The organism is Amycolatopsis melonis, assembly GCF_040064235.1.
Classification (GTDB): Bacteria; Actinomycetota; Actinomycetes; order Mycobacteriales; family Pseudonocardiaceae; genus Amycolatopsis; species Amycolatopsis melonis.
Map to the genome: position 1 here is coordinate 177,218 of NZ_JBDZYD010000020.1, position 12,329 is coordinate 189,546.

Below are 12,329 nucleotides of genomic sequence, written 5' to 3' on the forward strand. Positions count from 1 at the left end.
TCCCGGGCCGCCCGCGTGCCAACGCAGAACGAGATTCATCTTCATGGCAGGAACGGAATTGCGGAACGGCTTCAGCCGTCGCCCCGGCAGCTCACCGCTTCGGCGACCAGCCGGGTCAGTGCGGTGCCCTGCGAAACGGACACGGTCGTTCCGGCACCGCGCACGAGAACGTCGGCGCAAGCACAGTAGACGTCGATGCCGAAAACGAGCCCTGGCGTGGTGACCGCCGCGTGGAGGAGGCCGGCCGCCGCGTAGGGAGCCGCCGCCGCGTCGGCACCCGTGAGCACCGTCGTGCCGCCGAGCCGGGCCGCCACCCGCGGCGGCAGCGCGCGGGCCAGGTCGATCACCACGTCCGCGCCGAAGACGATGCCGTGCAGCGGGAAGATCGCCGCGTCGGCCGGTTCCCAGGTCGTGATGTCGGTGACGCCCGCCGCCATCAGCAGCGTGATCAGCAGCGGCAGCTCCCGCGCCCCGGCGAGGACGACGCGGCTGCCGTGCGAGCGCCCGGCCGCGGCCAGCGTCCTCGTGGCCAGCGCGGCCAGGGCGATCGCGGTCGCGTCCTCGCGGGTGACCAGCGGCCGCGCGCCGCCGTCGCGCAGTTCCTGCTGTGCCTGGCGCGCCCGCGCGGGGGCCACGGCGGTCAGCAGGACGGCGCTGATGTCCGCGGGCAGGGCCCGGATTCCGGCGGCCAGGCCCGCCGCGTCCGAGGCCGGGAGGATCTTCTGCCGGGCAGGCAGGCCAGCCAGGCGGCCGACCAGCTCGGCTTCGAGGCTCAGCGTCTCGGTCAGGTCGCCGCCGGGCGGCAGGCCGCTGCCGTCGGAGACGATCGCGACACAGGGGTTTCCGGGGCGATCCGCCGACGTCGAAGCCACGTCGTCGATGGTCTATGCAGTTAAAGAATTTTGCAAGTGTTGGATTGCGAGACCCGGCACACACCGTCCGGCGTCACTCCCCCGACGGGTCCCGCAGGTCGTCGAGCAGCTCGAGCTGCCCCGCCAGGACGCCGGTCAGGATCTTGCGGGCCACCTGCAGCAGCTCGGCCACGTGCGGGCTGGTCAGCGAGTAGTGGACCGTCGAGCCTTCCTTGCGGGTCACCACCAGCCCCGCGCGGCGCAGCACGGCCAGCTGCTGGGACAGGTTGGCCGGCTCGACCCCGACCTCGGGCAGCAGCTCCGCCACGGCGTGCTCGCGCTCGCTCAGCAGCTCCAGCACCCGGATCCGGGCGGGATGCCCCAGCGTCTTGAAGAACTCGGCCTTCGCCTGGTAGAGGGGCCTGCTCACGGACACTCCTCCTCGACGGCGACGCCGCGTTCACGACTTGCCGAGCTTAGCAAGTCCGAAACCACCCGCCGATTGCTTACGGGCTGCAACTGTTGTCGTGGCGAAGGTTTAGCCCGCCGGGCCCCGGCAACCCGGCAGGCAAGTCGACGACGAAGTGGAGGAGCACCGGATGCGAGCGCTGACCGTGGTCCCGCAGCGGCAGGGATCGCTGCGGGACGACACGCTGCCGGACCCCGCGCCGGCACCGGGCGAGCTGCTGGTCCGCGGGCTGGCACTGGGCGTGTGCGGCACGGACAAGGAGATCGCCCGCGGCGAGTACGGCTGGGCGCCGCCGGGCCGGGACCGGCTCGTGCTCGGGCACGAGTCCCTCGGCGAGGTGATCACGCCGTCCGGCGGCTTCGCGCAGGGCGACCTGGTGGTCGGCGTCGTCCGCCGTCCCGACCCGCAGCCGTGCGGGGCGTGCGCCGCCGGCGAGTTCGACATGTGCCGCAACGGCCGCTACACCGAGCGCGGCATCAAGGAGATCGACGGCTACGGCAGTGAACTGTGGACGGTCGAACCGGACTACGCGGTGCGGCTGGACCCGGGCCTGCGCCGGGTCGGGATGCTGCTGGAACCCACGACCGTCGTCGCGAAGGCCTGGGAGCAGATCCAGCGCGTCGGCGAGCGGGCGTGGTTCGAGCCGCGGCGGGTGCTGGTGACCGGCGCCGGCCCGATCGGGCTGCTGGCCGCGCTGCTCGGCGTCCAGCGCGGGCTCGACGTCCACGTCCTCGACCGCGTCACCGGCGGCCCGAAGCCCGGCCTGGCCGAGTCCCTCGGCGCGACCTACCACCACGACCCGGTCGAGAAGGTGCTCCCGGCGCTGGAACCCGACATCGTCGTCGAGGCGACCGGCGTCGGCAGCCTGGTGTTCGAGGCGATGGCGGGCACCGCCGCCTACGGCATCGTCTGCCTCACCGGCGTGTCCCCCACCGGGCGGACGCTCACCGTCGACGCGGGCGGCATCAACCGCGAGCTGGTCCTCGAAAACGACGTAGTCCTCGGCTCGGTCAACGCCAACCTGCGCCACTACCACGCGGCGGCCGACGCGCTCGCCCGGGCGGACCGCGGCTGGCTGGAGCGGCTGGTCACCCGGCGTGTGCCGCTGGAGAAGGCCGCCGAAGCCTTCGAGGCGGGCGAGGACGACGTCAAGGTCGTCATCACCCTGTCCGGCGACTGAGGAGCGAGATGCCCCGCATCGAGGACTACGCCCTGCTGGGCGACCTGCACACCGCCGCGCTGCTGTCCCGCGACGGCGCGATCGACTGGCTGTGCCTGCCCCGCTTCGACTCCCCCGCCTGCTTCGCCGCGCTGCTGCACGACGAGCGGGCGGGCACCTGGCGGCTCGCCCCGGCCGGCGGCGGCCCGGCGACGCGGCGCGCCTACCGTGGCGACTCGCTCGTGCTGTCCTCCGAATGGGACACCCCGGACGGGACCGTCCGGGTCCTGGACTTCATGCCGCCCCGCGGCGAGGCCGCCGACGTCGTGCGGATCGTCGAAGGCGTCTCCGGCCGCGTCCCGATGCGGATGCTGCTGCGGCTGCGCTTCGACTACGGCCACGTGACCCCGTGGGTGCACCACGAGGACGGCGACTTCGCCGCGGTCGCCGGCCCGGACGCGATCTGGCTGCGGACCCCGGTGCCGCTGCACGGCGAGGACCTGGCCACCCACGCGGAGTTCACCGTGGCGGCCGGGGACCGCGTCCCGTTCGTGCTGACCCACCGCGCGTCCCACCTGCCGCGGCCTCGCCACGTCGACGCCGAAACCGCCCTGCGCGACACCGAAGGCTTCTGGGCGGACTGGGCGGGCCGCTGCCGGTACGACGGGGCGTGGCCCGACGCCGTCCGCCGCGCCCTCGTCACGCTCAAGGGCCTCACCTATGCGCCCACCGGCGGCATCCTGGCCGCGGCGACGACGTCGCTGCCCGAGCAGATCGGCGGGCCGCGCAACTGGGACTACCGCTACTGCTGGCTGCGCGACGCGACCTTCACGCTGCAGGCCCTGATCGGCACCGGCTACCACGAGGAAGCCCGCGCCTGGCGCGAATGGCTCGTCCGAGCGGTCGCCGGCGACCCGGCCGACCTGCAGATCATGTACGGCATCGACGGCAGCCGGCGGCTCCCGGAGTCCACTTTGGACTGGCTGGCCGGGTACGAGGGCTCCGCTCCGGTCCGCGTCGGCAACGCCGCGGCGGACCAGTTCCAGCTCGACGTCTGGGGCGAGGTCCTCGACGGGCTGCACCTGGTCCGCGAGGCCGGGATCGCCACCTCCCACACCGCGTGGGACCTGCAGCGCGCACTGCTGGACTTCCTCGAAGGCCACTGGGACAAGCCGGACAACAGCCTGTGGGAGGTCCGCGGCCCGCGGCGGCACTTCGTGCATTCGAAGGTGATGGCCTGGGCCGGGGTCGACCGCGCGGTCCGCACGGTCGAACGCCACGGCCTCGACGGGCCGTCCGGCCGGTGGCGTGCCCTGCGCGACCGCATCCACGACGACGTCTGCACCCACGGCTACGACGCCGGGCGCGGCACCTTCACCCAGTTCTACGGGTCCCGCGGCCTCGACGCCGCGCTGCTGTTGATCCCCAGGGTGGGTTTCCTGCCGGCGAGCGACCCGCGGGTGGCGGGCACGGTCGAGGCCGTCCGCACCGAACTGGCCCACGACGGCTTCGTCAGCCGCTACGACCCTTCGGCCGACGGCGGCGTCGACGGCCTCCCCGGCGGCGAGGCGAGCTTCCTGGCGTGCAGTTTCTGGCTCGCCGACGCCCTGCACGGCATCGGCCGCACGGCCGAGGCGCGGGACCTGTTCGAGCGGCTCCTCGGGCTGCGCAACGACGTCGGCCTGCTGGCGGAGGAGTACGACACCCGGCTGCGGCGGCAGGTCGGCAACACCCCGCAGGCGTTCAGCATGGTCGGCCTGGTCAACACCGCCCGCCACCTTTCGGGGGCAAGTACGACGACCGACGCCACCGGCGACGTCCAGCGCGGTTCCTACCGCCGCCGTCGCGCCCGGGCGGCGCGGTAACCGGCGCCGCCGCCACCGATCAGGATCATCAGGCTGCCTGCCACCACGAGCAGCCGGTACGTCGGCGTGGCCGCTTCGATCCGGTGACCGCCCGGCCAGTACCGGACTTCGATGGTGCTGCCTACCTGGCGCCGGCCGTACTTCGTGACGTTCACCCGCTTCAGGCCGTCGGGCCCGCGGACGGTCACGGTGTGGAGCGACGGCCCGGCCTCGGCCACCACCCGCGCCGGGAACACCCCCACCGCCCGGCTCTCGTCGGCGACGCCCTGGATGCCGGCCACCAGGAAGACCGCGCCGAAGATCGCCAGGAGAAGCAGCAGCCACGTGCCCGCGGTGGCGAACAGCCGTCGTTCCGCTTCGGACCCCCAGTCCTCCATACCGCACGATAGGCCCGCCGTGCCGTAACGCGCGACTGTCCGATGGCGACTCACGGACGACGCCGGGAGGGAACATGGCGAAACGGCTGGTGATCTGCTGCGACGGCACCTGGAACACGCTCACCCAGCCCGCTCCGACGAACGTGGTGCGGCTCAAGCAGGCCGTCGCGCCCGTGGATGCCGCGGGGATCGAGCAGCGGGTCCATTACCGCGAAGGCGTCGGCACCGGGAAGAAGCTGTGGGACCACCTCACCGGCGGCGTGTTCGGCGTGGGCCTGTCGGCCAACGTGCAGGACGCCTACCGGTTCGTCGTCCGGCACTACGAACCCGGCGACGAGCTGTTCTTCTTCGGGTTCAGCCGCGGTGCCTACACCGCGCGCAGTGTCGTCGGCCTGATCCGCAACTGCGGTGTCCTCCGGCCTGCCGAGATCGACCTGCTCGGGGACGCCTACCGGCTGTACCGCGACCGCAACCGGGCCCTCAGCGGCCCGGACAGCGCGCGGGCGCGGGAGTTCCGCGCGAAGCACGCCCACCAGGACGTGACGCCGATCCGGTTCGTCGGCGTCTGGGACACCGTCGGCGCGCTGGGCATCCCGCTCAGCGGCGGCCGCCTGATCCACCGGCTGAACAAGCGCTGGCAGTTCCACGACACCGAGCTGTCCTCGACGGTGCAGTCGGCCTTCCAGGCGCTGGCGGTCGACGAGCACCGGAAGGCGTTCCGCCCGGCGGTCTGGAAGCCGTCGAAGAACGCGGACGGCCAGCAACGCGAGCAGCTCTGGTTCGCGGGCGTCCACTCCGACATCGGCGGCGGCTATCCCGAGCCCGCACTGGCGGACCTCACGCTGCGCTGGATGGCGGGGCGCGCCGAGAAGTGCGGGCTGGCGTTCACCCCGGACGCGTTCGACGGCTTGGCCGCCCGCGACGAGCTGGGTACGCTGCACCGGTCGCTCAAGGGCTTCTACCGGTGGTTCGGCTCGGTGGACCGCGAGATCGGCGCCGCGGACCCGGCGTCGGAGTTCGCCGCCTCCTGCGCGGTGTACCGGCAGCAGCACATGCAGCCGCCCTACGGGCCCGCCAACCTCGCCACCTATGCCGGTTCGCCGGGGTATCAGGTCATGGACGTGTAGGCGGCCAGCAAGCCCGCCGCTTCCTGGGGTGAGCACGCACCGATCAGCACGTGAGCCGCGAGGCCGTCGCGTAGGCGGCCAGCAAGCCCGCCGCCTCCTGCGGCGAACACGCGCCGATCAACACGTGAGCCGCGAGGCCGTCCGCCAGCGCCGATGTCACCCGGGCCGCGTGGTCCGCCGCCGGGGCCGCCGTCGCGGTCCGGGCGTGGAGATCCCGGTGGACCGCGCCGAAACGCAGGCGCAGCGGGTCGGCGAGGTCCGGGCCCGCCGCCGACCGCGCGAGCGCGCTCAGCCACGCCAGGTGCTCCGCCAGATCCGGCACCCGCTGCCCGGCCAGGGTGCCGAGCAGCCCGGGCAGCGAGTGCCGTGCGGCCGCGATCCGGCGGTCGACTGCCGCAACAGTGTTCGTCAGGGTCAGGCGCAGCAGCAGTTCCTCGGCGGTGGCGTGGCGCTGCACCCACTCCCGTGACCGCCGCGCCTCCTCCGCGACGGCCGGCGCAGTCACCGCCGCCAGCCCGTCCCGCGCGATGATCCGCACCACTGCGTCCGCGACGTCCGTCCCGCGCATCCCCGGCCCTCCCTCGTCCCTCGTGGTCCCATCGTCGCGACGGAAGCCACCGGGACGCGACGATCAGGGCAGGGCCGAATCGTCGTGCAGGAGGCCGGTGCCGCGCGGGGTGCGTTCGTAGAGCACGACCCGGCCGGTGCGGCGGGACCGGACGAGGTTGTTCGACCGCAGCACCATGAGGTGCTCGCTGACCGTGGCGGCCGTGACGCCGAGCTGCTCGGCCAGCTCGGTGGTCGAGCGGGGCAGGTCGAGCAGGGCGAGCAGCGCCGCCCGGCTGCGGCCGACGAGGTCCGCCAGCGGGCTGCGCGCCACCGGCGGCGCCTGCTGCCACAGCCTGCCGACACCGCGCGCGGGATAGCCGATCGACACCTGGTCGTGGCCGTCGCAGACGCTGATCCGCGGCCAGATGAACGCGCTCGGCTTGAGCAGCACCCCCACGCCGTTCACGGTGTGCAGGACGTCGTGCTGCGGCAGGAGGACGCGCAGCCGGTCGCCCGCGTACTCAATCTGCGCGTGCAGGTCGTCGAAGAGCCGGGCGAGCCCGCCGCGGGTCAGCATGGCCGACCGGTGGGCGAAGTCGGCCTCGTGCAACGCGCACAGCCGCGGCCACACCGGCTCGATCGCCGCCTTCCAGTAGCGGGCGAGCAGATCGCAGAAGGGCCCGAGCGCGCGCTGCGGATCGTCGTACAGCGGCCGCAGCACCGGCGGAATCCCGGACGGCGGCCAGCTTTCGTCGAAGTAGCACCGGACCCCGGCGTCGTCGGTGGCCCGCACCCGGTCGAGCTGGTCGCCGAACGTCTCGCCGGGCTCGGTCAGCGGGTTGAGGAACCCCGGGAAGGCATGATCGAGCGACAGCAGGGTGACCAGCACGGTGAGATCCACACCGGCCAGCCTGCTGCGGGCGAGCGCCACCCACGGCCGGTGCAGATCCGCACCCCGGCGGCCGTCGAGGACGTAGACGCTGTTGCGGAGCTCCTCCATCGGCGACCGCGCGAACCGCACCTTCGCCAGGTCGAGCGTCCCGAGCACCAGCTCGATCACCCGGCCCATGCTACCCCGCCGGGCCGGCGGCCCCGGTCAGCTGAACTCGCCCGTGAGGGTGTCCATCTTCGTGCCCTTCGGCGGGAACTGCGGCAGGAACTTCGGCTCCTTGGCGAAGCTGATGTACTGCTGCACCTCCGGGGTCAGCCCCTTGTACTCCGCGTTGAGCACCAGGTGTTCCCGGATCGAGCGCTCGAACGGGTTCGTCGAATTCGGGAACTTCACGCCGGGGCTCGTGTCGACCGAGTACTCCACCGTCAGGTTCTGGATGTCCTGCCGGACCTTGTTGAACTGGCTCGGCTGGAAGCCGGCGCGGCCCAGTTCCGCGTCCGTCGGCAGCCGGGACTTCAGCTGGTCGAGGCGGGTGTTCGCGTTCTTCAGCGGGGTCTCGAACTTGCTGGACATGTTCTTGTTCGCCGTCGAGGTCAGCGGGGTCATGTTCTCCGACAGGCCGGGGCCGCCGAGGTTGTCGTTCTGGAGGTGGCCGCGGATCCAGCGCGCGCCGCTGCCCTGGTCGAAGCCCTTGACGTGCTTCAGCTCGTCCTGCAGCTCCTTGCTGTAGCCGGAGGTCTTGGTGTTCTCCAGTTCCTGGACGTCGGTCAGCTCGCCCGGCTGCGGCTTCGAGCCGCCGGGCCGTGGCGATCCGTCGAGGGTCTGGACGCCGGACGACGTGCCGCCGCCCTGGGAGGTGGTGCGGCCGCTGACCGGGTCCCTCGGGCCCCGCGGCGGGGGCGGTGCGACGGGCTGGTTCGACGAGGTACTGCCGGAGCCGCCGCCCCGCCTCGGCCGGGTCGCCGGGTTCGGGTACGGCGCCGCCGCCTGGGTGGCCTGCTTGCACTTGCCCGCCGTCGTCCGGGTGGAGAAGCGGCGCTGGTCGCCCGGGTCGCTGCCGAACCCGCCGGACGTCAAGCCGAGCGGGTCGGACTCGGTCAGCGGGTCACCGACGTAGGTCAGCGGGTTGGGCGCCGGGACGAGGCCGAGCGGGTCCGGGGAGATGTACCGGGCGTTCGCCGGGTCGTAGTACCGGAAGACGTTGTAGTGCAGCCCGGTTTCCCGGTCGAGGTACTGGCCGGGGAAGCGCAGCGGCGTCTCCCCCGCGCCCGGCCCGGACAGGCCCCACAGGCTCGTGCGGACCGGGCGGACCACGCCGTCCACGCCCACCAGCTCCGTCGGCGTCCCGACGTCGTCGGTGACCAGCGCGGCCAGCCACGTACGGCCGTCCGGGGTGGTGACCGCCTGGACCACCGGCCTGCCGTCGTCGGGGTGGTGCACCCACGTCCACGTCTGCACCGGCGCGCCGCCTGCCGTGTGCCGGGCCTCGACCAGTGCGTTGCCGTCCCAGGTGAACTCGACCCGCTCGGCGGCCTCACCCGCCGCGTCCAGCCGCTCCTTGGCGATCCGGCGGTCCAGCGCGTCGTAGTGGTAGCGCCAGACCGTGCCGTCGGGGGTGTGCACCGTCGTCAGGTGGTCGTGGACGTCCCAGCCGAACGTCCACGTCAGGTCGCCGACGGTCCGCCGGACCAGCCTGCCCTGCGCGTCGTGGACGTAGTGCACCGCGCCCGCCGACTCCAGCACGCCGCCGGTGTAGCGGCGCGGCCCGGCTTCGGGTCCGGTGCCCGGCGACGACGAAACCAGGTGGCCGGTGACGTCGTAGGCGTAGTGCTCGGCCGAACCGGGTCGCAGCACGGCGGTGATCCGGCCGGCCGCGTCGAACTCGTGCCGGACCGCGCCTTCCGGGTCCTCCCGCACCGCGACACTGCCGTCCGGACGGCGGTGGTAGCGCCGGATCCCGGCGGGCGTGCGCTGCGCCGCGAGGCGGCCCGCGCCGTCGAACTCCTGCTGCACCAACGGGTTCGCCCCGGCCACGACGGCCACCGTGCGGCCCGCGCCGTCGCGCCGCAGCGCCAGCCCGGTCCCGGCGACCTCCAGGTGGTCGACGCCGTCGGACGTCCGTCGCCAGTGGACGTCCACTCCGGACGGTGTGCGCCGCCGGGTGGCGGAATCGCTGTCGTAGCCGAAGATCGTGGTCCGGCCGCCGGTGGTCTGCCGGACGACCCGGCCCGCGTCGTCGTGGGCCAGCTCGACCGTCCCGCCGGGACCGGCGGCGTGCACGAGCCTGCCGACCGGGTCGTACCGGTAGGTCTCGGTGCCCGCGGCGCTGACGCGCTCGGTGACGTTGCCCAGCAGGTCGTAGCGGAACTCGGCGACCTCGCCCGCGGCGTTGACCAGGCGGACCAGCTGCCCGGCGGCGTCGTAGGCGCAGCGGGTGACCCGGCCGTCGAAGTCGGACTGGGTGAGCAGCCTGCCTTCGGCGTCGTAGGTGTACTCCCAGGTCCGTCCGGCCGGGTCGGTCACGGCCAGCAGCCGCAGTTCCGTGTCGTAGCGGTGGATGGTGCGTGCGCCCGAGGGGTCGGTGGTGGCGGTGACGATGCCGAACGGCCCGCGCTCGGTGACGGTGACGCGGCCGAGTGCGTCGATGTGCGACGTCTCGCCGCCTTCGCCGTCGTAGGTCCACTGCTGCCGGGCGCCGTCGGCGGCCACGACGGCCCGCAGGTCGCCCTCCACCGTCCAGGTCAGCGCGGTGCGGCCGGCGGCGTGCCGGACGACGCGCGGGCGGCCGAACAGGTCCGGCTCGGCCGGGGTCCCGGGGTCCGGCGCGTGGCCGGCGTCCTGGTTCTCGGCCTCCTGGTCCTCGGCGACGCCGAGCGGGCCGGTGTAGGGATCGGGCAGCGCCGGGCCCGCGTAGCGGCGGCGATAGACCTGGCCGTCGTCGCCGGTGACCTCGATTTCCAGCGTGGTGTCCGTGTGCTCGGTCAGGACCACGCGGGAGCCGTCGGGGCGCACGACCGCGCGGAGGATCCCGGCGTCGTCGTGCTCGAACCGGGTGCGGCGCCCGAGCGGGTCGGTGCGGGACAGCAGCAGGTTGTGCGGGCCCCATTCGCTGCGGGTGACGCCGCCGAGCTTGTCCGTCTCGGCGACCACGTTGCCCGCCGCGTCGAACTCGAAGACCTTGCGGTGCCCGAGCGAGTCGGTGGTCGTGGTGCGGCCCGGGGCGTAGGCCAGCGAGCCGTCCAGGTAGCCCTGGTCGCCCACGGTCCGGACGCAGCGGCCCTGGTCGTCGTAGACGTAGCGGTACCAGGCGCCGTTGTGGTCGGTCCAGCCGGTGATCCGGCCGTCGGCGTCGTGGCTGTAGAGCGCCGGGCGGGGCGTGGAGTTCGTGCGCAGCGCGAGGTGGCCGTGTGCGTCGTAGTCGTAGCGGGCGACCAGCACGTCCCCGCCGGGCGAGAGGGCGCGGACGGCCCGCACGCGGCCGTCGGCGGTGTCGAACGCGATCCGGGCGCCGCCGGAGTGGGTGAGCAGCCGGGGCGCGCCGCCGGGGTCGCGGTCGAGTTCGAGGAATTCGCCGTGCTCGGCCCGGACTTCGCGCAGCAGCAGCTCGCCATCGCTGCCGGTGGCGGGCGAGAAGCGCCGGGCCAGCCCGCGTTTCGGGTCGGTGACGACGTAGTCGTCGCCGTCGGCGTGCAGCAGGCGCACCGGCCCGTGCTGGGCGGTGGCGGTGGTGCCGGGTGCGGGCAGCGGGAAGGTCAGCACCATGGCGTCGGCCGAGTGGTAGCGCACCACGCCGGCGTCGAGGGTGAGCCGCTCGTCGGGCAGGGCCGCCCAGGAGGGGCCGAACCAGCGGCCGTCCCGGTAGGAGGACACGTGGTTGCGGGTGACCAGTTCGCCGAGGTCGCCGGGGACGACGAGGTCGACCTCGGTGAGCAGGACGTCGCCGGTGGCGACGTCGATCGGGTCGAACTCGCAGGGCTTCTGGCCGGGTTCCTTGGTCTCCGCCGGGTTCTGGCCGTCCTTGGAGGGGCCCTTCGACGCACCCGACGTCGAGGTGCCGTCCCCGTCGAGGCCACGGGTGGCCGGTGGTGGCGGGGGTTCCGTGGTCTTCCCGGTGTCGTCCGCGTTCTTCGGTACCGGAGTCGGGTCGTTTTTGGTTCCTGCGGGGTCGGTTTTGGCGCCGGAGGTGGTGGTGGCGTCCCCACCCCCCTTACCGCCGCCGGTGCCGCCGTGGGTCTCGATGCCTTTGGGGTTGCCGTTGATCTCGGTGTGCTTCGGCGCCGGGGCGGCCTTGCCCGGTTTGATGTTGCGCAGGGCTTTGGCCGCATCCGAGAACAGGTCCCCGGCGCGTTTGAGCAGCGGAATCAACGCCTGCAACGCTTTGACGAGGCGTTTGACCAGATCAGCGATCTTGGAAGCGGTTTTGACGACGGCGTTGATGACCTGGGGGACGACCCAGGTCATCCCGATGCCGAGGGTGAACACCACCTGCAGGGCCCAGCTGATCAGATGCCCGACCAGCTCGGCGATGATGTCGCGCACCAGCGCCCGCACCGCCGCCACCACCTCACCAGCGGTCTTCACCCCACTCGAGGCACCCTCACACCCCTTCTGCGCCGTCTCCAGCAAGGTGACGGTGTCTTTGGCGCGTTGGCGGTAGGCGTCAGCGGCGTTGCCGGTCCAGGTCGCGGTGTCCGCGGTAACCATCCCGGTCAGATCGACACCGATGGCGCCCAGTTCGGTGGCGACGTTGGCCCAGGTCTGTGCCTGGGCGGCGATCTCGTCGGCGTTGCCGGTCAACCCGTTCAACGCTTCTTTGAGGGGGCCGACGTGTTCCATCAGCCACCCCACCCCGGCAGCCAGGATCGCGCCGAAGGGGTCCATCGCCATCGACAACGCATCCAGCGCCGTCCCGACCGCCCCCAACGCCACCGACGCCCAGTCCCCGCTCTCGATCGCCGACTTCAGATCCGCCGCCGACTCCAGCAACGACACACCCGAATACGCCTTCGTCGAGTCCTGGGTCTCCGCGACCAACGGGTT

9 protein-coding genes are annotated in these 12,329 nt (G+C 73.0%); 3 read left to right on the top strand and 6 right to left on the bottom strand.

Annotated features, from left to right (window positions below; all coding sequences use genetic code 11):
* Window positions 1-71: 71 nt before the first annotated feature.
* A complete protein-coding gene (locus ABJI51_RS41115) occupies window positions 72-872 on the bottom strand; it encodes a hypothetical protein (protein ID WP_348956607.1) in 801 nt (266 codons plus the stop codon).
* A gap of 73 nt (window positions 873-945) precedes the next feature.
* A complete protein-coding gene (locus tag ABJI51_RS41120) occupies window positions 946-1,281 on the bottom strand; it encodes an ArsR/SmtB family transcription factor (protein WP_348956608.1) in 336 nt (111 codons plus the stop codon).
* A 169-nt stretch (window positions 1,282-1,450) separates the two neighbouring features.
* Here ABJI51_RS41120 and ABJI51_RS41125 point away from each other — a divergent pair, with 169 nt between their 5' ends.
* A complete protein-coding gene (locus ABJI51_RS41125; protein ID WP_348956609.1) occupies window positions 1,451-2,500 on the top strand; it encodes a glucose 1-dehydrogenase in 1,050 nt (349 codons plus the stop codon).
* 8 nt (window positions 2,501-2,508) lie between these two features.
* A complete protein-coding gene (locus ABJI51_RS41130) occupies window positions 2,509-4,344 on the top strand; it encodes a glycoside hydrolase family 15 protein (RefSeq protein WP_348956610.1) in 1,836 nt (611 codons plus the stop codon).
* On the opposite strand, the gene ABJI51_RS41135 is transcribed toward ABJI51_RS41130, so the two are convergent.
* Window positions 4,311-4,721: a hypothetical protein gene (locus ABJI51_RS41135; RefSeq protein ID WP_348956611.1), complete on the bottom strand. Its 411-nt coding sequence runs from the start codon at window positions 4,719-4,721 to the stop codon at window positions 4,311-4,313. The genes ABJI51_RS41130 and ABJI51_RS41135 overlap by 34 nt on opposite strands.
* A gap of 74 nt (window positions 4,722-4,795) precedes the next feature.
* Between ABJI51_RS41135 and ABJI51_RS41140 the strand changes: the two genes are divergently transcribed.
* Window positions 4,796-5,848: a T6SS phospholipase effector Tle1-like catalytic domain-containing protein gene (locus ABJI51_RS41140; protein WP_348956612.1), complete on the top strand. Its 1,053-nt coding sequence runs from the start codon at window positions 4,796-4,798 to the stop codon at window positions 5,846-5,848.
* A gap of 43 nt (window positions 5,849-5,891) precedes the next feature.
* Here the strand turns inward: ABJI51_RS41140 and ABJI51_RS41145 are convergent, their stop codons facing one another.
* From ABJI51_RS41145 to ABJI51_RS41155, 3 genes are all read right to left on the bottom strand, one after another.
* On the bottom strand, window positions 5,892-6,416 hold the full coding sequence (locus tag ABJI51_RS41145) for a TetR family transcriptional regulator C-terminal domain-containing protein (protein ID WP_348956613.1): 525 nt from the start codon (window positions 6,414-6,416) through the stop codon (window positions 5,892-5,894).
* A 63-nt stretch (window positions 6,417-6,479) separates the two neighbouring features.
* On the bottom strand, window positions 6,480-7,457 hold the full coding sequence (locus ABJI51_RS41150) for an ArsR/SmtB family transcription factor (protein WP_348956614.1): 978 nt from the start codon (window positions 7,455-7,457) through the stop codon (window positions 6,480-6,482).
* Between the two features lie 36 nt (window positions 7,458-7,493).
* Window positions 7,494-12,329: RHS repeat-associated core domain-containing protein (locus tag ABJI51_RS41155; protein ID WP_431605717.1), on the bottom strand; the 4,836-nt coding region annotated here is incomplete at its 5' end.

Coding starts and splice junctions, on each gene's coding strand:
- ABJI51_RS41125 (WP_348956609.1), top strand. CDS start 1,451: ATGCGAGCGCTGACCGTGGTCCCGCAGCGGCAGGGATCGCTGCGGGAC.
- ABJI51_RS41130 (WP_348956610.1), top strand. CDS start 2,509: ATGCCCCGCATCGAGGACTACGCCCTGCTGGGCGACCTGCACACCGCC.
- ABJI51_RS41135 (WP_348956611.1), bottom strand. CDS start 4,721: ATGGAGGACTGGGGGTCCGAAGCGGAACGACGGCTGTTCGCCACCGCG.
- ABJI51_RS41140 (WP_348956612.1), top strand. CDS start 4,796: ATGGCGAAACGGCTGGTGATCTGCTGCGACGGCACCTGGAACACGCTC.
- ABJI51_RS41145 (WP_348956613.1), bottom strand. CDS start 6,416: ATGCGCGGGACGGACGTCGCGGACGCAGTGGTGCGGATCATCGCGCGG.